The sequence below is a fragment of the Muricoccus nepalensis genome (genome assembly GCF_006438825.1).
GTDB lineage: Bacteria > Pseudomonadota > Alphaproteobacteria > Acetobacterales > Acetobacteraceae > Roseomonas > Roseomonas nepalensis.
Window position 1 is genome coordinate 409812 of record NZ_RCZP01000001.1, and the last position, 24365, is coordinate 434176.

Below are 24365 nucleotides of genomic sequence, written 5' to 3' on the forward strand. Positions count from 1 at the left end.
TGTCGTCAAGGTTCCAGGGCGTTGGGCCGCGGCGTCACATTACAGCGAACTCCGCCGCAGGCGAAGCCTTGCGTGGTCGATCGCGCGAGGGGAGTTTGCGCGCGACCACCCCCGAGGAGACCCCATGAGCGAGAGGAAGCGCCCGATCCGGGCCGATTACCGGCATTTCCTGGCCATTCCCACCCGCTGGGGCGACAACGACGCCTACGCGCATATCAACAACACCGTTTATTATTCCTTCTTCGACACCGTCGTCTCCCGCTTCCTCCTCGAGTCCGGGGCCATCGACCTCAAGACCTCGGCGGTCATCGGCGTGGTCGTGGAGACCGGCTGCCGCTACCTCGCCCCCGTCTCCTTCCCCGACCTGGTCACGGCCGGCCTCCGCGTCGCCCGCCTCGGCCGCACCTCCATCCGCTACGAGATCGGCATCTTCCGCAACGACGAGGACGCGGCGAGCGCCGAGGGCCACTTCATCCACGTCTACGTGGACCGCGCCACGCAAACGGTCCCCACCCCCCTGCCCCCGGCGCTCCGCGACGCCGTCGCGCCCCTTCTCGTCGGCTGAGACGCCCCTTCAGGCGGCCGGCGTCGCCCCGGCCGGCCCGCCCTCGGGCAGGAAGCGCACCCCGGCCCGCGCCAGGCCGCCGCCGATGCCGACGGGCGTCCCGTCCGCCCGCCAGCAGGCGGCGCCGGTCATCTCACCCTCCGGCCCAAAGGCGATGGCCCCCATGCCGCCGCCGACCGCCCGCACCCGCTCCACCCGGTGGCCGCGCGCGACCAGCGCCGCCTCCGTCTCAGCGGAGATCCCGGGCTCGAGCTCCAGGAGGTGCCCCTGGGTCCAGACCCGCGGCGCCTCCACGGCCTCCTGCAGCGACATGCCGTGGTCGATCAGGTTGATCACCGCCTGCATGGCCGAGCCGAAGATGCGGAGCCCCCCCGGCAGCCCCAGCGCCATCACCGGCGCCCCGTCCCGCAGCACGATGGTCGGCGCCATGGAGGTGAAGACCCGCTTGCCCGGCGCGACCGAGAGCGCCCGCCCGGGATGCGGGTCGAAGTTGTACATGTAGTTGTTGGCGACCATCCCCGTGCCCGGCACGGTGAAGCGCGCGCCGAAGAGGCTGTTGATGGTCTGGGTCGAGGAGACGATCGTCCCCCGGTCGTCCGCGACCGTCACGTGCGTGGTGTTCGCCGATTCGAGCAGCCCCGGCCCGGGCGCCCAGTCCCGCGCCCGGTCCATCGACACCTCCGCCCGCCGCGCGGCCGCGTAGGCCTTGGAGGTCAGCAGCCCCACCGGCACCGCGACGAAGGCGGGGTCGGCCGTCGCCACCGCCCGGTCCGCGAAGGCCATCTTCAGCGCCTCCGCCAGCAGGTGCACCCCGTCCGGCGTGCCCGCGCCCAGCGCGCGGAGGTCGTACCCCTCGAGCAGGTTCAGCATCCCCGCCACGTGCACCCCGGCCGAGGAGGGCGGCGGCGGCCCGATCACCTCGTACCCCCGGTAGAGCGCCCGGATCGGCTCCCGCTCGACCGGCGCCACGCCCCGGAGGTCCGCCGCCGTGATCAGCCCGCCCGCCGCCCGCATATGCGTGGCCAGCGCCTCGCCGAGCGGCCCGTCGTGCAGCGCCTCCGCCCCGTCCCGGGCGACCAGCCGGAGGCTCTCCGCGTAGTCCCCCCGCACCACCCGCTCCCCGGCGCGGACCGGCGCCCCGCCCGGCAGGAAGACGGCTGCGAGGCCGGGGTCCGTCGCGAGCTCCCGCGCGTTGTCCCCCACGCTGTCCGCGAGATAGGGCGTCGCCCGCCACCCCCGCGCCGCGAGCCGGATCGCCGGCTCCAGCACCTCCGCCAGCGGCAGGGTCCCGTAGGCGGAGAGCGTGTGGCACCAGGCCCTGAGCGCCCCCGGCACCGCCATGGCCAGCGGCCCCAGATGGTTCCGCCGCCCCTCCGTCTCCTGGTAGTCCGGCAGCACGTCGGACACCGTGCGGTACATGTCCGGCCGCGCCGCGGCGGGCGCGGTGGAGAGGCCGTCCACGACCACGTGCCGCCCGTCCGGCAGCCGCAGGTGGGCGACGCCCCCGCCGAGGATGCCGACCATCATCGGCTCCACCACCGTCAGCGCGAAGAGCGCGGCGATGGCCGCGTCCACCGCGTTCCCGCCCGCGAGCAGCATCTCCGCCCCCGCCCCGGAGGCCAGCGGGTGGTTCGTCACCACCATGCCCTTGCGGGCGGCGACGGGATGCTTCTCGGTCATGGACGTTCCCCTAGTCAGCTCGCTGCCGGCGCAGCGCCAGGTCGAGCAGCAGCAACAGCACGGTCATCCCCACCAGCAGCACGGCGACCGCCGCCATGGCCGGGTCCAGGTTCTCGTTGATGCCGTCCCAGATCTTGCGCGGCAGGGTGAAGACCCGGCGCGAGGCGATGAAGAGCACCACCACCAGCTCGTCCCAGGAATGGATGAAGGCGAAGATCGCGCCCGAGACGATGCCCGGCATGATCCGCGGCAGGATGACCCAGCGCAGCGTCTGCGCCAGCGTCGCCCCCATCCCCCGCGCCGCGCTCTCGAGCCGCGGGTCGAAGGCGGCCAGCGCCGTCGAGACGGTGATGACCACGTAGGGGATCCCCGTCACCCCGTGCGCGACCACCACCCCCGTGAAGCTGTCGAGCAGCCCGAGGCGCGCGAAATAGCGGTAGAGCCCGACCGCGTAGGCGATGCTCGGGATGATGATCGGCAGCAGCATCAGCGCCCGCACGAGCTCCGTGCTCCGCCGCGACAGCCGCCAGCACCCGATCGCGCAGGCCGTGCCCAGCACCACCGCGACGAGCGTCGAGGCCGAGGCGATGAGGGCCGACTGCCCGATCGCGTCCGTCCAGGCCGGCGTCGTCAGCAGCCGCGCGTAGTGCTGCAGCGACAGCGCCTCGTACGGCAGCGAGAGGAAGCGCTGGTCGGTCAGCGAGACCGGCAGGATGATGGTGATCGGCAGCAGGAGGTAGAGCACCGTCGCCCAGGAGACCCAGGCGCTCAACCATCCCGGCCGGTGTCCGCCCATCCCGCTAGCCCCCCGCCCCGAAGAGCCGCCGCAGGTTCACCAGCCGCGAGAAGACCGCGAGGGTCGCCAGGATCGCCACCACCAGCACCGTCGCCAGCATCGCCCCCAACCCCCAGCGGATGAGGTCGAGGATCTGCAGCTTGATCCACTCCGCCGCCATCAGCGTCTTGCCGCCGCCGAGGATCGCCGGCGTGATGTAGAAGCCGAGCGAGAAGATGAAGACGAGCACCCCCGCCGCGATCACACCGGGCAGGGACAGGGGCAGGAACACCCGCAGGAAGGCCCCCGCCCGCCCCGCGCCGAGCCCGCGCGCCGCCGCCAGCACCCGCGGGTCGATCTCCCGCATGGCCGAGAGCATCGGCAGCACCGCGTAGGGCACCATGTAGTGCACCATCCCCACCACGATCCCGAACTCGTTCCACACCAGCGCCAGCGGCTGCTCGATGGCGCCCGCCGCCATCAGCCCCTGGTTCACCAGCCCCTGCCGCCGCAGCAGCGTCACCCAGGCGAAGGCGCGCACGAGGACGCTGATCCAGAGCGGCACCAGCACGGCCAGCAGCCACCATCGCTGCGCCCGCGGCCCCGAGAGCGCGATGCGGTAGGCCAGCGCGTAGCCCAGCAACAGGGCGATCGCCGTCGTCACCACCCCGATCCGCAGCGTCGTCCCGATCACCCGCTGCACGCTCTCGCTCGTCAGCAGCCGCTCGTAGTTGCCGAGGCCGGGCTGCGGCTCGGTGAAGCTGATCGCCAGCACCTGCAGGATCGGCGCGACGTAGAAGGCGGTCATCAGCAGGAAGGCCGGCAGGATCAGCCCCCACCAGCCGAGGGCGTGCCGGCCCGCCGGCCTCACGCGGGGTCTTCCGCCACGGCCACCGCCGCCCCGCGCGGCCAGCCGAGCCGCACCGGCATCCCCTCCGCCGGCACCAGCGGGATGCGCCAGGCCGGCAGGTGCACCTTCAGCTCGCCGAGATCCGCGGTCGCGACGGTGATCGCGTAGCCCGCGCCGAGATAGGACCAGGCGGCGATCCGCCCCTCCACCACGTTCTCCTCGCCCTCGCCCTCCGCGAGCACCGTGATCTTCTCGGGCCGGAGCGACAGCAGCGCGGGCCCGGGCGGCGCCTCGCCCACGCCGAGCACGCGGGTCCCGCCGCGCCGCAGCACGATGCCGCCCGCGTCCCGCTCCGCCTCGCCCTCGACGAAGTTCGACCGCCCGAGGAACCCCGCCACGAAGCGCGTCGCCGGCCGCTCGTAGAGCGCGCTCGGCGCCCCCACCTGCACCAGCCGCCCGGCGTTGAGGATCGCGATCTCGTCGGACAGCGAGAGCGCCTCCTCCTGGTCGTGCGTCACGTTGATGAAGGTGCGCCCGACCCGCCGGTGCAGCGCCTTCAGCTCGTCCTGCAGCTCCGCCCGCAGCTTCTTGTCGAGCGCCGAGAGCGGCTCGTCCAGCAGCAGCAGCGCGGGATCGAAGACCAGCGCGCGCGCCAGCGCCACCCGCTGCTGCTGCCCGCCCGAGAGCTGCGACGGCCGCCGGTCCGCGAACTGGTCCAGCTGCACGAGGTCGAGCGTCGCCCGCACCCGCGCGTCCCGCTCCGCCCGCCCGAGCCGCCGCACGCGCAGCGGGAAGGCGACGTTCTCCGCCACCGTCATGTGCGGGAAGAGCGCGTAGCCCTGGAAGACCATCCCGAACTCGCGCCGCTCCGGCGGCACGGCGGTGATGTCGCGCCCGTCCAGCAGCACGCGCCCCTCGCTCGGCTCCACGAAGCCCGCGATCATCATCAGGATCGTCGTCTTGCCCGACCCCGAAGGCCCGAGCAGCGTCAGGAACCGCCCGCTGCCCACCTCCAGCGAGGCGTCCTGCACGGCCACGAAGCTGCCGTAGCGCTTCGAGAGCCCCTGCAGCGAGAGCGCGTGCCCCGCGCGGCCGCTCACGTCCGGTAGTCCGGCTGCTCGCGGTCCATCTTCCGCCGCAGCGCCTGCCAGGGCAGCCAGCCCTTCACGGGGCTCTCGCCCATCTGGTCGCGCGCGCGCACCACCACCTCCTCCGGCGGCACGGAGAGCGGCGCGCCCGTGGACTGCGCGGCCACCTGGATGCGGCAGGACTGCTCGAGGTAGTACATCCAGTAGAAGGCCTCGGCCACCGTGCGCCCCGCCGTCAGCAGCCCGTGGTTGCGCAGGATCATGCAGGGCCTCTCGCCCATGTCCCGCACCAGCCGCTCGCGCTCGGCAAGGTTGTCCTCCGCCGCGATCCCCTCGTAGTCGTGCACCGCGACGCGCCCGTGGAACTCCGTGCCCATCTGGTTCAGCGGCAGCAGCCCGCCCGCCTGCGCGGCCACCACCATCCCCGCCAGCGTGTGCGTGTGCATCACGCATTGCGCGTGGGGCGCGCCGAGATGCAGCGCCGAGTGGATCACGAAGCCCGCCGGGTTCACCGGCCAGTCCGTCCGCTGCGCCGGCTCCCCCGCCGCGTCCACCAGCACGAGGGAGGAGGCCGTCACCTCCTCGAACAGCAGGCCGTAGGGGTTCACCAGGAACCGATGGCCCTCCCCCGGCACCCGCACGGAAAGATGCGTGTAGACGAGGTCCGTCATCCCGAAATGCGCGAAGAGCCGATACGCCGCGGCCAGGTCGCGCCGAAGCTCCGCCTCGTCCGGCACGTGGTCCGGGTCGGGCCGCGCGGGCGGGGGCGGCATGGGCATGTCAGTAACCCCGCACGGGATCATAGAGGTTGGGCAGCGGCCCGCCCGCCTCGAACCCCGCGATCGCCTCCGCCACGTAGCGCGCCCGCTCCCGCCGCCGCGCCACGCTCGCGACATGCGGCGTGACCGTCACCTTCGGGTGGGACCAGAGCGGGCTCTCGGCCGGAAGCGGCTCGGGGTCGAAGACGTCCAGCACCGCGCCGGACAACTGCCCGGAATCGAGCGCCGCCACAAGGTCGGGCACCACCGCGTGCGGGCCCCGCGCCGCGTTCACGAAGCCCGCCCCCGGCCGCAGCTTCGCCAGCAGCTCCCGGTTCACGATCCCCGCCGTCTCCGGCGTCGCGGGCAGCAGGCAGACCAGCACGTCCGCCCGCGCGAGGAAGGCGTCCAACTCCCCCGCCCCCGCGAAGCTCTCCACCCCCTCCACCGCCTTGCGCGTCCGCGACCAGCCGGCCACGCGATAGCCCAGGCCCCGCAGCATCGGCGCGGCGGCCGCCCCCAGCGCGCCCATCCCCATGATGCCGACCGTCAGGTCCCGCGCCGTGTCCTCGCCGACCTTGTACTCCCAGCGCCGCTCCGCCTGGGCGCGGGCGAAGTCGCGGCCGTGGCGCAGCAACGTCAGGCAGGCCCAGGCGACGTACTCGCCCATGCGCTGCCCCGGCTCCTCCCCGCCCATCCGCACCAGCGGCACGTGCCGCGGCCAGGTGGGATCGGTGGTGATGTGGTCCACCCCCGCGCCGAGCGAGAAGATCGCGCGCAGGTTCGGCAGCCCCGCGAGCCAACCCGGCGCCGGTGCCCAGGTCAGCACGTAGCGCGCCTCCTCCGGCCGCGCGTCCGGCGCGTCGAAGGGCCGCGCCACCAGCCCCGGGCGCAGCTCCCCCAGCAGGTCGCACCAGAGCTGGCGCGTCCGCGCGCCCTCCACCTTCACCAGCAGCATTGGCTCAGCCCGTGATGACGTCGACCACGTCGGCGTTCAGCTCGGTGTAGTGGTCGCCCCACCAGTTGCCGTCGAGGATCACCTGCTGGCGCGCGTTCTCCGGGTCCGTCGGGTTGAAGCGCCGGAACTCCGCCGGCACCAGCGCCGCGGCCCGCGGGTTGGTCGGCCCGTTGCCCATGAACTTCAGCAGCTCGACCTGCGGCTCGGGGTTGGCCAGCATGCTCGCCAGCAGCCGCTGCGTCGCGGCCCCGCCCGGCGCGCCGCGCGGGATCACGAAGATGCCGGCCTGCAGCAGCCCCTGGTTCCAGGTGAACTTGATCCGCCCGTTCGTCTCCTGCTCCAGCACCTTCGCCCGCGTGTGCCAGATCTGCCCCATCACCGCCTCGCCGGTGCGCAGGAACTGCTCGCTCTCGGAGCCGTTCGTCCAGAACACCGCGTTCCGGCGGATCTCCCGCAGCTTGGCCAGGCAGGCGCGCGCGTCGAGCGGGTAGAGCCGCGCGGGGTCCTTGCCGAGCGCCATCTGCGCCGCGTCCATCACTGCCAGCGCGTCCCGCCGCAGCAGCCGCGTGCCCGGGAAGCGCCGCTGGTCCCAGAAGTCCGCCCAGCTCTGCGGCGGCCCGTTCGGGAACTTGCTGCTGTCGTAGGCGAGCACCGAGGAGAAGGAGTAGGGCGCCGCCCCGTACTCCAGCGTGAAGGCCTCATCGATTGCGTCGCTCTTCTTCACGACGCCGTAGTCGATGCGCTGGACAAGGTTCCCCTTGCCCAGCACGCGCGAGGAGGAGGCGGAGCTGTCGCAGAGGTCCCAGGTGACGGAGCCGCTCTCGACCATGCTCTTGATGCGCCCGGCCGAGGGGCCCGTGCTGTTCTGCACGACCTTGAGGCCGGGGTTCGCGGCCTCGAAGGGCGCGCCGTAGTGGCGCGCGAAGCCCTCGTTCGCGACGCCGCCCCAGTTCACGATCACCAGCTCCCGCGCGCCCTGGGCCTGCGCGCCCTGGGTCACCGCGTCCCCGGCCGCGACCAGGCCCATCGCGGCCAGCGCCCGCAACGCGCCGCGCCGGTCGACGCCGCCCCGCGACAGCGCGCGCCGCGCGAGGTCCAGGCAATCCTCGTGGAAGCTCTGCCCCATCGCTGTCTCCTCTCTCGCCCTTGCCGAAAGCGGCCCCCGGGGCGACCCTGCCGGTCCGTGAGAGCGACGCCAGCAAGTTTGATACCAGGACGGGCCGCGAAGCAATGAGCCACCCCCTCTTCGCCGAAGGCTTCAAGACCACGCCCTGGTGGTGGGAGGAAGCCGAGCCCGCGCCGCGCCCGGCGGCGCTGCCCGACCGCGCGGAGGTCGTCATCGTCGGCGGCGGCTATGCCGGTCTCTCCGCCGCCCTCACCCTCGCGCGCCTCGGCCACCGCCCCGTCGTGCTCGACGCCGAGCGCATCGGCTGGGGCGCCTCCTCGCGCAACGGCGGCATGGTCTCGGGCGCGCTCAAGCTCGCCTCGGGCGACCTGGCGCGGAGGCTCGGCGCCGAGCGCGCGGCCGCCATCGCGCGCGACGGCGCCGCCTCCTTCCCCTTCCTCGAGGAGCTCATCGCACGGGAGGGCATCGACTGCGACTACGCGCGCTGCGGCCGCTTCGCCGCCGCCTGGACTCCCGCCCACTACCGCGCGCAGGCCGCCAAGGCCGCCTTCATCGCCGAGGCCACGGGCCTGCCCACCGCCATGCTCCCCCGCGCGCGCCAGCGCGAGGCGCTCGGCAGCGACCACTACCACGGCGGCATGCTGGCCGCCGCGACCGGCAGCCTGCACCCCGGCAAGTACGCCCGCGGCCTCGCCGCCGCCGCGGCGAAGGCCGGCGCCGCGCTCGTGGACGGCACGCGCGCGGAAGGCATCGCCCGCGCCGGCGACGGCTTCGCGCTCCGCACCGCGCGCGGCACGCTCCGCGCGGACGCCGTGCTCGTCACGACCAACGGCTACTCGATCGACGGCGAGGGCCGCAGCGCCATGCCCTGGCTCGCCCGCCGCGTGATTCCCGTCGGCTCCTACATCATCGCGACCGAGGAGATCGACCCGGCCAGGATGGACTGCCTCTTCCCCGGCCGCCGCATGATCAGCGACACCAAGCGCGTGCTGAACTACTTCCGCCCCTCGCCCGACGGCCGGCGCATCCTCTGGGGCGGCCGCGCCTCCTTCGGCCCCACCACGCCCGAGGCGGCCGCGCCCGTGCTGCACGGCTTCATGACCGCCGCCTTCCCGGAGCTCGCCCGGACGCGCATCACCCATTCCTGGACGGGGAACGTCGCCTTCACCTTCGACTTCCTGCCCCATCTCGGCACCGAGGGCGGCATCCACTACGCCGCGGGCTGCCAGGGCTCGGGCGTCGCCATGGCGAGCTTCCTCGGCCACCGCGCGGGGCTGCGCATCGCGGGCGCCGAGAACGCGCCCTTCGCCCTCGCCGACCTGCCCTTCCCCAGCGCCCCGACCTACCGCGGCAGGCCCTGGTTCCTGCCTCTCGTCGGCGGCTGGTACCGCCTGCGCGACCGCCTCGACCGCCTCGCGGCCTGAGGCGCCTCAGAACAGCGGGATCACCCCGATCAGCGCGCTGAAGACGAGCATCACCGCGGCCATGCCGAGCGACCAGGGCAGCGTGAAGCGCTGGTGCGCGCCGAAGTCGACGCCGCAGAGCCCGACGAGGAGGTAGGTCGAGGCCACGAGCGGGCTCAGCAGGTGCACCTGCTGCCCGACGAGCGAGGCCCGCCCGATCACCTGCGGCGAGTGCCCGAAGGCCGCCCCCGCCTCGGCCAGGATCGGCAGCACGCCGAAGTAGAAGGCGTCGTTCGAGATGAAGAAGGTGAAGGGAATGCTCAGCACCGCCGTGATCGCGGGGATGTAGGGCCCGGCGCTCGCGGGGATGACCGCCGTCACGCTCCGCGCCATCGCGTCCACCATGCCGGTGCCCGAGAGGATCCCCGTGAAGATCCCCGCTGCGAAGATCAGCGACACCACCGCGAGGACGTTCGGCGCGTGCGCCGCCAGACGCTCCTTCTGCTCCTTCAGGTCGGGGTAGTTGATCAGCGTCGCCAGCGCGAAGCCGATCATGAACAGCACGGGCAGCGGCAGCACGCCGAGGAAGAGGCACACCATCAGCGCCACCGTCAGCCCGAGGTTGACGAAGAGCAGGTGCGGCCGCCGCTCCGCCGGGTGGGGCGCGTCCGTGTCCACCACGCCGCCCGACGGCGCCGGCACGTCCTCCAGCCCCGGCAGGTTCGCCACCCCGATCCGCGCCCGCTCCCGCCGCCCGAGGAACCAGGCGACGCCGAGCGTGAAGAGGAAGCAGCCCACCATCGTCGGCACGAGCGGCACGAAGAGATCGTTGACGTCGACGTGCAGCGCGCTCGCCGCCCGCGCCGTCGGCCCGCCCCAGGGGGTGAGGTTCGTGTTGCCCGCGGCGAGCATGATCACGCAGGCCGCGATCAGCGGGTTCATCCCCAGCCGCCGGTAGAGCGGCAGCATCGCCGTCGTCGTGATGATGTAGCTCGTGGAGCTGTCCCCATCGAGCGAGACGATCGTCGCCAGCACTGCGGTCCCGATCACGATCCGCACGGGGTCGCCGTGGACCAGCCGCAGCACCGTCCGCGCCACGGGGTCGAACAGCCCGGCGTCGATCATGATCCCGAAGAAGAGGATCGCGAAGAGAAGCAGCACCCCCGTCGGCGCCAGGTTCCGGATGCCCGCCAGGATCATCGGCCCGATGTCGATCGAGGACACCCCGAGCGCCGCCCCGAGCAGCGCGAAGGCGACCGGCACCAGGATCAGCGCCAGCAGCGCCGACAGGCGGTCGGTCATGATCAGCGCCATGAAAACGATGACCATGACATAGGCCAGGACTGTCAGCATGTTCCCTCCGAAGGCGCCGTTCCGCCCCTCGAGGGGTCCTATAGGGCGGCCGCCGCCGGATGCGAACCTCCCCCGCCCGCGCCCTTCCCGGCCGCGGGCGCCCCTAGCCCCCCGTCTCCACCGCCTGCCGCACCGCCTCGACCAGCCCCCGGAACTCCGCCGCCCGGGGCGAGCGCGCCCGCCAGGCCAACCCGAGCGTGCGGGACGCCCCCTCCTCCAGCGGCCGGAGCGCGAGCGAGGCCCCGGCCAGCACGCCCCCCTGCACCGCCAGCCGCGGCAGCAGGGTGATGCCGAGGTCGCCCGCCACCATCTGGACGAGCGTGTGCAGCGAGGTCGCGGAGAAGCCCTCCCCCGCCCGCGCGGCCGGCAGGCGGCAGGCGGCCAGCGCGTGCTCGCGCAGGCAGTGCCCGTCCTCCAGCAGCAGCAGCCGCTCCGTCGCGAGCGAGCCCATGGGCAGGGAGGCGAGCCCGGCCAGCCGGTGCGATTCCGGCATCGCGACCAGGAAGGGGTCCTCCGCCACCACCTGCGTCTCCACCCCCCGCAGCCCCGAGGGCAGCGCGAGCAGCAGCAGGTCCAGCCGCCCCGCCTCCAGCTCCTCCCCCAGCCGGTCCGTCAGGTCCTCCCGCAGCCAGAGCCGCAGCCGCGGATGGGCCGCCCGCAGCGCCGGCATCAGCCGCGGCAGCAGGAAGGGCCCGATTGTCGGGATCACGCCGAGCCGCAGCGGCCCCGTCAGCGGCTCCCTCGCCGACTGCGCCGTTTCCGCCACGGCGGAGAGCGCCGAGAGCGCCTCCCGCGCCCGCGCCACCAGCTCGAGCCCGAGCGGCGTGAAGGCCGGCCGCTTGGAGGGCCCGCGCTCGAGGATGGCGGCGTCGAGCTGCCGCTCCAGCGCGATCACCCCTGCCGAGAGGGTGCTCTGCGTCACCGCGCAGGCCGAGGCCGCCCGGCCGAAATGCCCCTGCTCCGCGAGGGCGACGAGGTAGCGGAGCTGCTGGGGGCTGGGAAGGCTGATCATCGTTGGAATCGATCATCCACTCGAAAACAATTCATTGGAAGCGGGAAATGCTGCGCCGCATATAAGGGACAGGGCCGTTGCCGATTCGTCGGCGCCTCGCTCCCCGGCCCCCAGGCCAATTCCCAGGGGCCGGACCAGACCAGATCCTCAGGAGAAACCCCGCGCATGCTGACCGTCGGCGATCGCTTCCCCTCCTTCAAGCTCACCGCCGTCGAGGGCGGCCCCAAGGGGCTCGACTTGAACACCGCCTTCACGACCGTCACCGAGGCCGACCAAGCCGGCAAGTGGAAGCTCGTCTTCTTCTGGCCGAAGGACTTCACCTTCGTCTGCCCGACCGAGATCGTCGCCTTCGGCAAGCTCGCCCGCGAGTTCGAGGACCGCGACACCGTGATCTACGGCGTCTCGACCGACAGCGAGTTCGTCCACATGAACTGGCGCCTCCACCACGCCGACCTGAAGGACCTCCCCTTCGCCATGCTCGCCGACATCAAGCGCGAGCTGTCCCAGGGCTGCGGCGTCCTCGACAAGAACGAGGGCGTGGCGCTCCGCGCGACCTTCCTCGTCGACCCCGAGGGCATCATCCGCTACGTCGGCGTGAACGACCTCTCGGTCGGCCGCAACCCGCAGGAGGTGCTCCGCATCCTCGACGCGCTGCAGACCGACGAGCTCTGCCCCTGCAACTGGCAGAAGGGCGAGGACGTCCTCAAGGCCGCCTGACCCCCGCCCCGCCCCCTTCCCGGGGGCGGGACCCTCGCGGGCCGCGCCACCCCCAGGCGCGCCCCGTCCCGGGATCGCCCTCCCCCCGGGGATGATCCCGCCGGCCCTCCCGCGCGAGCCGGTCCCGGCGGAACGTCCCGCCACCGGCCGCGCGGGAGCGGTGCGCCGGCGCGACGGCCCGCCGCCGCCCCCGCGCACCGCCTCCCGATACCCCTGCCCCTGAACCGGAGACGACGATGTCCCTCGACGCCCTGCGCGATCGGCTGCCCGACTACGCCCGCGACCTCCGCCTGAACCTCGGCAGCCTCGCCACCGAGCCGGTCCTCTCGGAGCAGCAGCGCGCCGGCTGCTTCGTGGTCAGCGCGCTGGCCTCCCGCAACGCCGAGGTCTCGAACGCCCTCGTCGCCGAGTTCGGCCCCAAGCTCTCCCCCGAGGCGCTCACCGCCGCCAAGGCCGCGGCCGCCATCATGGGCATGAACAACATCTACTACCGCTTCACCCACATGGTGCACGGCGACTACGGCAAGATGCCCGCCAAGCTCCGCATGAACATCATGGCCAAGCCTGGCGTCGACAAGGCCGACTTCGAGCTCTGGTCGCTCGCCGTCTCCGCGGTGAACGGCTGCGGCATGTGCATGGAGAGCCACGAGCGCGTGGTGCGCGAGCACGGCGTGACCGCCGAGCAGGTCCAGGCCGCGGTCCGCATCGCCGCCGTGGTCCACGCCGTCGCGTCGGTGCTGGACGGCGAGGACGCCCTCGCCAAGGCCGCGTGAGGCCGCTCCGGGCTTAACCGTTCCGCAAGGCGGGCAGGGCAAACCTGCCCGCATGGCGACACCTGGCGGCGCACCGACGAATCAACCGGCGCCCCGCGCCCCGGGCACGGATCTGCGCGACCGGTTCCTCACCTTCGCCTTCGCCGCGGCCGACCTCCTGGTGGAGACCGGCCCACACGCCACCATCACCTTCGCCGCCGGCGCCTTCCGCCACCACCTGGGCGAGGCGCCAGAGGCCTTCGTCGGCCGCCCGCTCGACTGCCTCATCGCCGCGGAGGAGCGGGGCGCGCTCGGCATGGCCATCCAGCTCCTGGCCGCCCGGGGCCGCCTGCCCCCCACCGCCATCCGCCTGAACGACGCGAAGGGCACGGCCTTCTCCCTCGCGGGCCTCGCCCCGGCCGGGCCGCAGGGCCAGTTCTGCCTCACCTTCGGCCCCCTGCCCGCCCCCCCGCGCGCCGCCGCCGTGGCGGAGAACGCCGCCTTCGGCCGCGCCGCCGCCGGCATGATCCGCGGCCCCGCCGCCAGCGCCGCCCTCGCCCTCATCGACCTGCCGGACGAGATCCGCCGCATCGTCGCCCGCCGCCCCGAGCTCTCCGCCGAGCTCGACGCCGCCCTCCTGGAGGGGGCCGGCGGCGGCCTCACCGGCCGGCTCTCGCCCGGCCGCTACGGCCTCCTCGTGGGGCGCGAGCTGCCCGACCTCCCCTCCCTCGCCGCCCGGATGGAATCGGTCCTTCTCTCCTACGGCCTTGGCGGCGAGGTCAGCACCTGCAACCTGCCCCTCGAGGCCGAGGCCCTCACCCCCGCCCAGGCCACCCGCGCGCTCCGCCACGCCCTCGCCCATTTCGCGGGCCAGGGCATGGCCGGGCTCGCGGCCGGGGGGCTGACCGGGGCGCTGCGCGAGATCGCGGCCCAGGCCGGCAGCATCCGCCGCGTCATCGGGGAGCGCCGCTTCGAGCTTCTCTACCAGCCGATCGTCGACCTCCGCGGCCGCCGCGTCCACCACCACGAGGCGCTGCTCCGCCCGGACGGCTACGGCGTCGACGCCTTCATCCGCTGCGCCGAGACGGTCGGCCTGACGGAGGAGATGGACCTCGCCGTCACCGACCGCGTGCTGGACGCGCTGCGCTTCAACACCGGCGCCCGCATCGCCCTCAACATCTCCGGCCTCTCCATGCAGAGCGCCCGCTTCCGCGCCCTCCTGCAGGAGCGGCTCGACGCCAGCGCCGCCCTGCTGCCCCGCGTGATGGTCGAACTCACCGAATCCGTCGAGATTGAGGACGAGGTCGAGGCCCGCGCGACGCTGGACATGCTCCGCGCCCGCGGGATCGCCCTCTGCATCGACGACTTCGGTGCCGGTGCCGCCGCCTTCCGCTACCTCCGCAACTTCCCGGTCGACTGGGTGAAGGTGGACGGCGCCTACGTCCAGAACGCGGTCCGCAGCGAGCGCGACCGCTCCTTCGTCGCCAGCATGGTCGACCTCAGCCTCGCCGTCGGCGCCCGCGTCATCGCCGAGCAGGTCGAGACGGAGGAGCACGCCGCCGTCGTGGCCGGCCTCGGGGTCGAGCTCGCCCAGGGCTACCTCTTCGCCCGCCCCGGCCGCCTCCCCACCGCCGCCGCGCCGCTCCGCCGCGCCGGCTGAGGCCCGCCCCGCCTTAGCCGCCGTAGCCCGCCATCCGGGGCAGCCAGAGCGCGATGCCCGGGAAGGCGATCAGCAGCGCCGTCCCCGCCGCCAGCATGAGCATGTAGGGGATGATGGAGCGGTTCACCTCCGCCAGCGGCGCCCCCGTGATCGCCTTGATCACCACGAGGTTCATCGCGACCGGCGGGCTGATCAGCGCCATCTCGAGCGAGACCGTCAGCAGCACCCCGTACCAGACCTTGTCGATGCCGAGCGCCGCCAGCGAGGGCAGGATGGCCGGCATGGTCAGCAGGATGATCGAGAAGCTCTCCAGCACGAGGCCGAGGACGAAGAGCAGCACCATCATCGCGACGAGGAACCCCGTGCGGGACAGCCCCATCTCCGTCACCAGCGCCGCCAGCTCCTGCGGGATGCGCAGCTTCGTCAGCATGTAGCCGTAGACGGCGGCGCCGGCGATGATCATGAGCAGCATCGCGCTCGTCCGCGTCGCGTCCCCCACCCCGTCCCAGAGGTCGCGCCAAGTCAGCGTGCGGTAGACGATCGCGCCGATCGCGATCGCGTAGAGCGTCCCGGCCCCTGCCGCCTCGGTCGCCGTGAAGACCCCCATGTAGATGCCGCCGAGCACGAAGACCGGCAGCGTCATCGACCAGCCCGCGCGGCGGAGCGAGGTGCCGACCCGCTCCGGCGGCGGCTCGTCCGCCGGCGCCACGGCCCGCCCCTCCGTCAGGAAGATGTAGACCGCGAAGACGAGCGCCATCATCAGCCCCGGCACCACGCCCGCGAGGAACAGCGCCCCCACGCTCGTCTCCGTCACGAAGGCGTAGAGCACCATCGGCGCCGAGGGCGGGATAAGGATGCCGAGCGTCCCGCCCCCCGCCACCACCCCGAAGGCGCCCTGGCGCGACATGCCGTAGCGGAGCATCTGCGGGATCGCGATCTTGCCGATGGTCAGCGCCGTCGCGACCGAGGACCCGCAGATCGCGGCGAACACCGTGCAGGCGAGCACGGTCGCGATGCCCACGCCACCCCGCACCCCGCGCAGCATCGCGAAGGCCGCGCCGTAGAGGTCGTTCACCACCCGCCCGCGCACCATCACATGCGCCATCAGCATGAACAGCGGGATGGCCACCAGCAGGTAGCCGTTGAGGTTGCCGATGACGATCTCGCCGAGCGCGGGGATGCCTCCCTCGACCCAGAGCAGCACCGCGAGCGGCAGCAGGAACAGCGCCGCGAACATCGGCAGGCCGAGGTAGAGCAGCCCGATCAGCGCGGCCATGAGGACGAGGAAGGACACCGACCGCTACTCCCCGCGTGCCAGCGTGTCGCGCGGCAGTTCCTCGTCCCCGGTCGGCAGGTGCTCGGGCACGCCGCCCGCGACCAGCACCGCGCATTGCGCCAGCGACACCAGCAGCAGCACCGCCGCCCCCACGGGCAGCAGCAGCTGGACCCACCACTCCGGGATCTCCGCCACGTCCGTCACCAGCCCGACCATCCGCGAGAAGGCCACCGTCTCCCACCCCGCCCAGAGCAGGATGCCCGCGACGAGGGCGACCGAGGCCGCGCCCGCGAGATGCGCCGCCCGCGCGAGCCGCGGCCCCATCCGCCCCACCGCGACGTCGACGCCGATGTGCTCGAAGCGCCGCTGCGCCTCGGGCGCGGCCAGCAGCACGAGCGCCAGCACCAGCCAGCCCGCCACCTTGTCGATCCAGGGCAGCGGCGTCTGGAAGACGTAGCGCGCCACCACCGAGGCCCCGATCAGCCCGAGGCAGACCAGCGTCGAGAGGGAGGCCAGCCAGCAGGCGAGCCGGGAGACGAGGGCGACCGCGCGCAGCACCCTCAGACCGCCCGCAGCAGGTCCAGCAGCCGCGGCCCGTTCTCCGGCGACTGCCGCAGGAAGGCGTCCATCACGGGCTTCTGCATCACGTCCCGCCAGCGGCCCGCCGCCTCGGGCGTCTGCACCGTCAGCTCCATCCCCTTGGCGCGCAGCTCGCCCACCGCGGCCTCGGCGGTGCGCACGGTCACGTCCACCGCCTCCGCCTCCGCCCGCGCCAGCCCGGCCTCTATCACGGCGCGCGCCTCGGGCCGCAGCCCGTCCCACCAGCGCGGGTTCACGTAGACCTGGGTGGAGACGCTGAAGAAGGGCGAGACCGTCCCGTATTTCTGCACCTCGTAGAAGCGGCGCGACACGGCCGCCGAGACGTCCGTCAGCCCGGCGTCGAGGATGCCCGACTGCAGCGCCCCCACTACCTCCGGCGCCGGCGTCGCGGCCGGCGCCGCGCCCACCGCGGTCAGCGCCTGGTCGATGAGGCTGTTGATCCCCCGGATCTTCACGCCCCGGAAGTCCTCGGGGTTGACCAGTGGCTTCCGCCCGGAGGTGAAGATCGCGGAGTTGGTGGTGAACAGCCAGGCCACCGAGCGCACCGCCCGCCGCGCCGTGATCCCGTCCAGGAAGCGCCGCGCCTCGGACTTCGGGAAGCGCCGGTTCTGCTCGACCTCCGTGAAGAAGAAGGGGATCGTCGGCGCCGACATCTCGGGGATGGTGTTCCCCCAGGTGAAGTTCGTCGCCACCGCCGCCTCGAAGGCCCCGCGGGCCACGCCCGGGAAGTTCTCGGCCACCCGCGCGAGCTGCTCGGCCGGGTAGACCTGCACCTCCACCGCCCCGTTGCTCGCCGCCTTCACGCCCGCCGCGAAGTCCGCCAGCACGCCCGCGATGTGATGCGACGGCGGGTACTGGTGCGACAGCCGCATCACCGTCGCGCCCGCCGCCGTCCCCTGGGCCGAGGCCCGTCGGAGAGCGGGCACCGGCAGCGCGGCCGCGAGGGGCAGGGCAAGGAGATGGCGTCGTTGCATGGCTGCTCTCCGGATCTCGTTGCCCGGGGTTTTCGGCGCCGTCCCCCCGCCGGTCAAGCGCACGGCCCCCAGTCCCCTGGCCCCCAGCTCCCCGACCGCTAGTCCCCCGGCCCGCCCAGCAGCCCCCGCAGCGCCCCGGGCGCAAGGATCGAGAGGGGGTCGAGCTGGAAGTCGGGGTCGTCCAGCTTCCCCGTCATGCGGAAGTTGGCGGCAAACACCCCCCCGTTCCGCTCGGCCGTGAAGAGCCGCCCAATGCCGGGCAGGCGCCCGAGCGCGCTGTTCAGCGCGTAGGAGGGGATCACCGTCCCCCGGAGGTCGTAGCGCTCCGCCTCCCGCAGGATGCGTCCCTCCACCGTGATCCCCAGCGAGGCCGAGACCGCCCGCGCCTCGCGCAGCGTCAGCGCCTGCGGCGTCAGGGTGAAGGGCGCGCTCGCCACCGTGAAGCGCAGCCCCGGCCCCCGCGCCGCCTCGGGGATGCCGTAGATGGACAACGCTTGCAGCACCTTGCCGATGGAGGCCGCCTCCCGCACCCCGAAGTCGCGCAGCTCCGCGACCCCCGTCAGCGGCGCGCCCGGCGCGTTGCTGGGCCACTCGCCGGAGGCGTGGAAGGCGCCGTCGTCGAGCGCGTCGAAGAGGCCGATGTCGCGCAGCAGCGTGCCCAGCCCCTCCACCCGCGCCTCCATCGCCCGCCCGGCGCCGCGCGGCACCACCACCGCCTCGAAGCCGCCGCCCCGCAGCCCGCGCCCGCTCGCCCGCAGCTCCCGCAGCACGCCCCGCGCGTCCATGAACAACGCCGCCTGCACCGGCGCCAGCTCCCGCCCCTCCTCCAGCAGCACCCGATCGAAGGCGGCCTCGACCCGCACCGCGGTCTCCGCCCCCCCGCTCCCGCCCCCCGCGCCCCGCCGCCGCTCGCGCAGCAGCCCGCGCGCGTCGAGCAGCGTGCCCCGCACCCGGATGTCCCAGGCCTCCCCCGGCCCGCCCGGCGAGGCGAAGCGGCCCGTGAAGCGGCTGCCACCGATCCGCGCCTCGATCACGTCCGCGCCGTAGATGCCGCTGCCCCGCCCGAAGGCGACGCCGCCGCGCACGCTCAGCGCCGGCCCCTCCACCCGCACCTCGTCGAGCGCCACCAGCTCGTCGCCGCGGAAGCGCAGCACCCCCTCGGCCCGGGCGGCCACCCCCGGCGCCTTCACGTAGTCGAAGGGCCTGAGCGCGAGCCGCGTGTCGCGGAGGTCCGCCCGCACCGCCACCTCCGCCTCGCGCGAGCGGTGCCGCTCCACCTGCGCGACGTAGCCGAGCGGCCCCGTGGCATAGGGCGCGGCCTCCACCCCGAGCGCCCGCAGGTCCGCGGCCTCGGCCCGCCCCTCCACCCGCACCCGCTCCGTCACCTGGGAGGGCGGGCCGTTCCGGAAGTCGAGCTGCGCCTCCAGCCGGCCCGGGATCGGCCCCAGCCGCGCGTTGCCCGACAGCTTCATCCCCGCGAGGTCCACCTGCACCTCGAGGTCCGCCCGCTCCACCGGCTGGCCCCGGATGAAGTCGGCGATCCGCCCGTTGATCACCCGCCCCGTCGCGGAGACCCCCACCTCCTCCGTCCGCAGGTCCTTCTTCAGCGGCGTGGTGACGCTCAGCCGCGCGTCCACGCTCCCCCCCGCCGCGCCCAGCTCCAGCGGGCGCTTGTCGAAGAGATGCAGGCGCGGGTGGCGCACGATCGTCAGCACGTCCGCGAGCGGCCCGGTCACCCGCCCCTCCAGCTCCATCTTTTCGGCGTCGACGTCGAGGTCGAAGAGCCGCACCCGCGCCTCGGGCACGGAGAGCCCGGTGCCGGACTGCCGGTTCGCCCGCGCCTGCACCACCACCTCGGGCAGCGTGAAGGTGATCAGCCCGTCCGCCCCCTCCAGCGGCGGGATGGGCCGCAGCCAGTGGACCGTCGCCCCCTCCGCCCGCAGCGTGCCGTCCAGCGCCGTCACCCGCGGCTGGGGCAGGCCCGGCCCCATCTCGCCCCGCAGCGTCCAGCGGCCGTCCCGCCCCACCCCGGCCGTCAGGTTCTCGACGAGCCAGGCGCGCACGTTCACCGCGAGGTCGGACGGCCAGAGGCGCTCGAGGTCCACCACCGCCACCTGGTCCAGCCCGACCTCGACCTGCCCCTGCCAGACCTCGCCCTTCCGGTCCGCGCTCCCCGTCGCGCTCACCCGCGTCGGCCGCGCGCCGGGCCGGAGCGCGGGGATGGCCAGCTCCGCCCGCTCCAGCTCCAGCCGCGCCCCGTCGTTGCTCAGCACCAGCCGCGCCCCCTCGAAGGGGATGCGCCGGTCGGTCGCCACCACCTGCCCGCGCTCGGACCGGAGCTCCGCCCGGCCCGTGAAGCGCCCGTCCCCGAAGTCGTAGCGCCCGCTCAGCCGCGCCCCGAGCTCCGCCTCCAGCACCGAGAGCGCCCGGAAGGAGGGCAGCGCGAGGGCGAGCGCCGCCGGGCTCACCGCGTCGATCTCGAGCGCCGCCTCCGCCACCGGCGGGTCGCCCGCCGCCCGCCCGATGATCCGCACGGGGATCTGCTGCCCGCCCACGAGCAGCGATCCCGACCCCGCCATGCCGAGCGTCCCGTCCTCGGCGCGGGTGAGGGAGAGGCCGACCTCGTCGAGGGACCAGTTGAAGCGCAGCGGGTCGTCGCGCACCTGCACCAGCCCGCTCTCGATCCGGAGCTCGCGGAGCGAGGCGAGGGGTGAATCCGTGCCTGGCCCGCGCAGCGCCCGGGCCAGCGCCTCCCGCCCCGCCTCCAGGCTCTCCCGCGGCGTCTCCTCCTTGGCCCCCTCCCCGGGCGGCGGCGCCTCGGGCGCGACGCCGAGGTCGAGCGTGAGGTCCCCCTCCCTGTTCCGCTGGAGCGACACCGCGGGGTCGCGCAGCACCACCCGCTCGGGCGCCACCACCCCGCGCACCAGCGGGGCCGCGGCCAGCGTCACCTCGGCCGAGGCGAGCGAGGCCCGCGTCGCCCCGCCCGCGTCCACCGCGCGCAGCGCGTCCAGCCGCAGCCGGAGCGGCGCCGGCGCCCCGTCCTGCCACCCCTCCCAGGCCACCCAGGCCTGCCCGAAGGTGATCCGCACCCCCGGCGCCATCCCCGTCAGCCGCGCCGCGACGGCCTCGTTCACCGCGGGGATGGAGGGGAGCGCCAGCGGCCCCTGCGCCAGCCGCCAGCCGAGCGCCGCCAGCCCGACGCCGAGCAGGAGCGCGGCGAGCAGCAGGAGGCGGAAAAGGAAGGAAAGGGCCCCCACCACCCCCCGCCCGGCGTGCCCCCCCACTTGACCAACGAGGCGCCTCACGCGTTGCCTGCGGGTCGATGTCGATCACCGAAGACGGCCGCCGCCACCCGCCGACCCCCTTCGACCCGGGGGCCGCCGAACGGCTGGCGGAGGATTTCGCCGCCCGCGGCGCCGCCGAGGCCGCCTACGCCGCCTCGCCCGCCGGCGCGGCGCTCCTCGCGGCGCTGGGCGGCCACAGCCCCTTCCTCGCCGACCTCGCGCTGCGCGAGGCGACGACCCTGCTCCGCCTGGCCGAGCGCGGCGCGGACCAGGCCCTCGCCGCCGCGCTGGACCCCCTCGGCCGGGCGGATCCGGGCGCCAGCTTCGCCCAGCTCGGCGCCGTGCTGCGCCAGGCGAAACGGCAGGCCGCCCTCATCGTCGCCTGCGCCGACCTCACGGGGGAATGGAGCCTCGACCGGGTCACCGGCGCCCTCTCGACCCTCGCCGAGACCTGCATCGACCTCGCGGCCGCGCACCTCCTGCGGGAGGCCGCGGCGCGCGGCGACATCGCCCTGCCCAACGCCGCGAAGCGCGACGCCCGGAGCGCCAGCAAGGGCTCGGGCCTCGTCGTCCTCGGCATGGGCAAGCTCGGCGGGCGCGAGCTGAACTACTCCTCCGACGTCGATCTGATGATCCTCTTCGATCCAGCCGCCGCAACGGACCCGGACGCCGCCCAGGGCACCTTCGTGCGCCTGGCGCGCGACCTCGTGCGGCTGCTGGAGGAACGCACGGCGGAGGGATACGTCTTCCGGACTGATCTGCGCCTCCGTCCGGACCCGGCCGCGACTCCGCTCGCCGTCTCGATACAGGCGGCGATCACCTATTACGAGAGCTTCGGGCAGAATTGGGAACGGGCCGCCATGCTCAAGGCCCGCCCCGTCGCCGGCGACCGCGCCCTCGGCGAGGCCTTCCTGGCGGAGATCCGCCCCTTCGTCTGGCGCCGCCACCTCGACTTCGCGATGATCGCCGACATCCACTCCATCAAGCGCCAGATCCACGCCGTCCACGGCAGCAAGCGGGGCGCCGGGGCCGAGATCGCGGTGGCCGGGCACGACGTGAAGCTCGGCCGCGGCGGCATCCGCGAGATCGAGTTCACGGCCCAGGTCGCCCAGCTCATCTGGGGCGGGCGCGACCCGACGCTCCGCGACCCCACCACACTCGGCGCCCTCGTGGCGCTGGCCGGCGCCGGCCGCATGGACCGCCGCGCCGCGGCCGAGCTCGCCGACGCCTACGTCTTCCTCCGCGACGTCGAGCACCGCCTGCAGATGGTCGCCGACCGCCAGACCCACCGCCTGCCCGAGGACGCCGACGGCCTCGCCCGCATCGCCTCCTTCATGGGCTTCGACGGCACCGATGCCTTTGCCGCCGCCCTCACCGGCCACCTCCGCCGCGTCGCCGGCCAGTACTCCCGCCAGTTCGAGGCCTCCCCCGCCCTCAGCCTGCCCGCCGGCGAGGGGGTGGAGGGCGGCAACCTCGTCTTCACCGGCCCCGAGAGCGACCCGGCGACCCTCGAGACCCTCGCCGGCATGGGCTACGCCAACCCGGCCGGCGCCTCGGCCATGGTCCGCGCCTGGCACCACGGCAACCGCCGCGGCACCCGCAGCGCCCGGGCGCGGGAGCTGCTGACAGCCCTCATGCCCGCCCTCCTCGCGGCCTTCGCCCACCAGCCCGAGCCCGACGCCGCCCTCGGCCGCTTCGACGCCCTGCTGGAACGCCTGCCGGCCGGGGTGCAGGTGCTCAGCCTCCTGCACCGCAACCCCGCCCTGCTCGAGCGCGTCGCCGGCATCCTCGGCGCCGCCCCGGCGCTCGCCGACCACCTCGCCCGCGACCCCTCCGCGCTGGAGGGGCTGCTGGCGGGCGGCACGGGCCAGGCGGCGGCCGCCATCCCCGCCCTCGTCGGCGCCGCCCGCCACTACGAGGAGGCCCTCGAATCGGTGCGCCGCATGGTGACGGAGGGCCGCTTCGAGGTGGACGTGGCGGCCCTCGAGGGCGCGCTCGACGTGGACGCCGCCGGCATCGCCCGCAGCGAACTCGCCGACGCCGCCATCGCCTGCCTCCTCCCCCAGGTCGCGAAGGACTTCGCGACCCGCCACGGCAAGGTCGCGGGCGGCGCCATGGCGGTCGTCGGCATGGGCAAGCTCGGCAGCCGGGAGATGCTGCCGGGCTCGGACCTCGACCTCGTCCTCATCTACGACCACGCGGACGACGCGGCCGAGAGCGACGGCCCGAAGCCGCTCGCCGTCCCCACCTACTTCGCCCGCCTGGCCGCCCAGTTCGTCGCGGCGCTCACCGCGCCCGGCGCCGAGGGCAAGCCCTACGAGGTGGACATGCGCCTCCGCCCCTCCGGCAACAAAGGCCCCGTCGCCGCCAGCATCGCCGCCTTCGAGCGCTACCACGGCCCGAAGGAGGGGGGCGGCCCCGGCACCGGCGGCGCCTGGACCTGGGAGCGCATGGCCCTCACCCGCGCCCGCCCCGTCGCCGGCCCGCCCGCGCTGCGCAAGCGAATCGCCGAGTGCTGCCGCGACGCTCTCATCGCCCATGCCGGCCCGCAGGCGATCACCGACGCGCTCGCCATGCGCGCCCGCATGCTGCGCGACCTGCCCCCCGACGGCCCTTGGGACGTGAAGGCCATCCCCGGCGGGCTGGTGGAGGTGGAGTTCATCGCCCAGAGCCTGCAATGCGCCCACGCCGCCGCCCACCCGCGCATCCTCGCCCCCGCCACGCGCGACGCCCTGACCGCCCTCGCCCGCGCCGGCCTGCTCGAACGCGAGGAGGCTGAGACGCTGATCCGGGCGGAGCGCTTCTGGCGCAGCCTGCAGTCCCTCCTCCGCCTGACCGTCGGCCGGGCGCGGACGGAGGCGCTGCCCCCCGCCTCCGCCCAGGCGCTGCTGCGCGCCCTCGCCCCCACCCTCGAGGAGCCGCCCGTTGACCTCCCCGCGCTCCGCGGGCAGATGCGCGAGGTCGCGGCCGCCGTGCGCTCCATCTTCGAGCGCCGCCTCGGGCCGCTGCCGATGAAGGGGGCCGCATGATCGAGGTCGGGAGCAAGGCGCCGGAGTTCGACCTGCCGGCGGCGGGCGGAGGGCGCGCGAGCGCGGCCCTCCTGCGCGGCCGCCGCTACGCCCTCTACTTCTACCCCAAGGCCGACACCTCCGGCTGCACGGTCCAGGCCCAGGGCGTGCAGGAGAACCTGGCGGCGCTCGAGCGCGCGGGCATCACCGTCATCGGCGTCTCGCCCGACCCCGTGAAGAAGCTCGACGCCTTCGCGAAGAAGTTCGGCCTCACCTTCACCCTCGCCTCCGACGCCGACCAGTCGCTGGCCGCCGCCTACGACGCCTGGGTCGAGAAATCGATGTACGGCCGCAAGTACATGGGCATGGAGCGCAGCACCTTCCTTGTCGCCGCGGACGGCACGGTCGAGGCGATCTGGCGCAAGGTGAAGCCGGCCGAGCACGCGGCCCTCCTCCTCGCCGCTGCCTGAAACGATCCCACGCGGGGTGGACAGGCGGCGCATCCTCCCCTTTCCTGCGCGCACGA

20 protein-coding genes are annotated in these 24365 nt (G+C 74.3%); 7 read left to right on the plus strand and 13 right to left on the minus strand.

Annotation, left to right across the window (positions count from 1 at the left end):
* Nucleotides 1–124: 124 nt before the first annotated feature.
* Nucleotides 125–565: an acyl-CoA thioesterase gene (locus EAH89_RS01795; protein WP_140881038.1), complete on the plus strand. Its 441-nt coding sequence runs from the start codon at nucleotides 125–127 to the stop codon at nucleotides 563–565.
* Between the two features lie 9 nt (nucleotides 566–574).
* Here EAH89_RS01795 and ggt read toward each other — a convergent pair whose 3' ends face one another.
* From ggt to EAH89_RS01830, 7 genes are read right to left on the minus strand one after another with little or no spacing between them, the layout of a single operon-like run.
* Nucleotides 575–2245 carry a gamma-glutamyltransferase gene (gene ggt / locus EAH89_RS01800; RefSeq protein ID WP_241666795.1) on the minus strand — a complete coding sequence of 557 codons (1671 nt, stop codon included), beginning with the start codon at nucleotides 2243–2245 and terminating at the stop codon, nucleotides 575–577.
* A gap of 10 nt (nucleotides 2246–2255) precedes the next feature.
* Nucleotides 2256–3017, minus strand: coding sequence for an ABC transporter permease (locus tag EAH89_RS01805; protein ID WP_241666796.1), 762 nt, complete (start codon nucleotides 3015–3017; stop codon nucleotides 2256–2258).
* 28 nt (nucleotides 3018–3045) lie between these two features.
* Nucleotides 3046–3891, minus strand: coding sequence for an ABC transporter permease (locus EAH89_RS01810; RefSeq protein ID WP_241666797.1), 846 nt, complete (start codon nucleotides 3889–3891; stop codon nucleotides 3046–3048).
* A complete protein-coding gene (locus EAH89_RS01815; RefSeq protein ID WP_140881040.1) occupies nucleotides 3888–4970 on the minus strand; it encodes an ABC transporter ATP-binding protein in 1083 nt (360 codons plus the stop codon). The genes EAH89_RS01810 and EAH89_RS01815 overlap by 4 nt, the downstream gene beginning before the upstream one ends.
* On the minus strand, nucleotides 4967–5737 hold the full coding sequence (locus tag EAH89_RS01820) for a class II aldolase/adducin family protein (protein WP_140881041.1): 771 nt from the start codon (nucleotides 5735–5737) through the stop codon (nucleotides 4967–4969). The genes EAH89_RS01815 and EAH89_RS01820 overlap by 4 nt, the downstream gene beginning before the upstream one ends.
* Before the next feature lies 1 nt (nucleotide 5738).
* On the minus strand, nucleotides 5739–6674 hold the full coding sequence (locus EAH89_RS01825; protein WP_140881042.1) for a 2-hydroxyacid dehydrogenase: 936 nt from the start codon (nucleotides 6672–6674) through the stop codon (nucleotides 5739–5741).
* A gap of 4 nt (nucleotides 6675–6678) precedes the next feature.
* On the minus strand, nucleotides 6679–7800 hold the full coding sequence (locus tag EAH89_RS01830) for an extracellular solute-binding protein (protein WP_140881043.1): 1122 nt from the start codon (nucleotides 7798–7800) through the stop codon (nucleotides 6679–6681).
* Nucleotides 7801–7904: 104 nt separating this feature from the next.
* On the opposite strand from EAH89_RS01830, the gene EAH89_RS01835 reads away from it, so the two are divergent.
* The gene (locus EAH89_RS01835) at nucleotides 7905–9224 is read left to right on the plus strand and encodes an NAD(P)/FAD-dependent oxidoreductase (protein ID WP_140881044.1); all 1320 of its coding nucleotides are present in this window, start codon (nucleotides 7905–7907) and stop codon (nucleotides 9222–9224) included.
* 6 nt (nucleotides 9225–9230) lie between these two features.
* Here the strand turns inward: EAH89_RS01835 and EAH89_RS01840 are convergent, their stop codons facing one another.
* Together EAH89_RS01840 and EAH89_RS01845 are read right to left on the minus strand one after the other, a co-directional pair.
* A complete protein-coding gene (locus EAH89_RS01840; RefSeq protein WP_140881045.1) occupies nucleotides 9231–10556 on the minus strand; it encodes a CitMHS family transporter in 1326 nt (441 codons plus the stop codon).
* Nucleotides 10557–10659: 103 nt separating this feature from the next.
* The gene (locus tag EAH89_RS01845) at nucleotides 10660–11568 is read right to left on the minus strand and encodes a hydrogen peroxide-inducible genes activator (protein WP_140881046.1); all 909 of its coding nucleotides are present in this window, start codon (nucleotides 11566–11568) and stop codon (nucleotides 10660–10662) included.
* A gap of 165 nt (nucleotides 11569–11733) precedes the next feature.
* Here EAH89_RS01845 and EAH89_RS01850 point away from each other — a divergent pair, with 165 nt between their 5' ends.
* The 3 genes from EAH89_RS01850 (at nucleotide 11734) to EAH89_RS01860 (ending at nucleotide 14697) form a co-directional block, all read left to right on the plus strand.
* A complete protein-coding gene (locus tag EAH89_RS01850) occupies nucleotides 11734–12285 on the plus strand; it encodes a peroxiredoxin (RefSeq protein ID WP_140881047.1) in 552 nt (183 codons plus the stop codon).
* A 236-nt stretch (nucleotides 12286–12521) separates the two neighbouring features.
* Entirely contained in the window at nucleotides 12522–13058 is a 537-nt protein-coding gene (locus EAH89_RS01855; protein ID WP_140881048.1) for a carboxymuconolactone decarboxylase family protein, read from the plus strand.
* Nucleotides 13059–13110: 52 nt separating this feature from the next.
* On the plus strand, nucleotides 13111–14697 hold the full coding sequence (locus tag EAH89_RS01860; protein WP_140881049.1) for an EAL domain-containing protein: 1587 nt from the start codon (nucleotides 13111–13113) through the stop codon (nucleotides 14695–14697).
* A gap of 13 nt (nucleotides 14698–14710) precedes the next feature.
* Here the strand turns inward: EAH89_RS01860 and EAH89_RS01865 are convergent, their stop codons facing one another.
* From EAH89_RS01865 to EAH89_RS01880, 4 genes are all read right to left on the minus strand, one after another.
* A complete protein-coding gene (locus EAH89_RS01865; RefSeq protein WP_140881050.1) occupies nucleotides 14711–15991 on the minus strand; it encodes a TRAP transporter large permease in 1281 nt (426 codons plus the stop codon).
* 6 nt (nucleotides 15992–15997) lie between these two features.
* Nucleotides 15998–16531 carry a TRAP transporter small permease gene (locus EAH89_RS01870; protein WP_161993450.1) on the minus strand — a complete coding sequence of 178 codons (534 nt, stop codon included), beginning with the start codon at nucleotides 16529–16531 and terminating at the stop codon, nucleotides 15998–16000.
* A 2-nt stretch (nucleotides 16532–16533) separates the two neighbouring features.
* Nucleotides 16534–17547: a TRAP transporter substrate-binding protein DctP gene (dctP, locus tag EAH89_RS01875; RefSeq protein ID WP_140881052.1), complete on the minus strand. Its 1014-nt coding sequence runs from the start codon at nucleotides 17545–17547 to the stop codon at nucleotides 16534–16536.
* Between the two features lie 98 nt (nucleotides 17548–17645).
* Entirely contained in the window at nucleotides 17646–20804 is a 3159-nt protein-coding gene (locus tag EAH89_RS01880) for a YhdP family protein (RefSeq protein WP_140881053.1), read from the minus strand.
* Nucleotides 20805–20869: 65 nt separating this feature from the next.
* Between EAH89_RS01880 and EAH89_RS01885 the strand changes: the two genes are divergently transcribed.
* The gene (locus EAH89_RS01885; protein ID WP_140881054.1) at nucleotides 20870–23860 is read left to right on the plus strand and encodes a bifunctional [glutamine synthetase] adenylyltransferase/[glutamine synthetase]-adenylyl-L-tyrosine phosphorylase; all 2991 of its coding nucleotides are present in this window, start codon (nucleotides 20870–20872) and stop codon (nucleotides 23858–23860) included.
* Complete coding sequence (locus EAH89_RS01890) at nucleotides 23857–24309, plus strand: peroxiredoxin (RefSeq protein ID WP_140881055.1); 453 nt, start codon at nucleotides 23857–23859, stop codon at nucleotides 24307–24309. The genes EAH89_RS01885 and EAH89_RS01890 overlap by 4 nt, the downstream gene beginning before the upstream one ends.
* Nucleotides 24310–24365 lie beyond the last annotated feature (56 nt).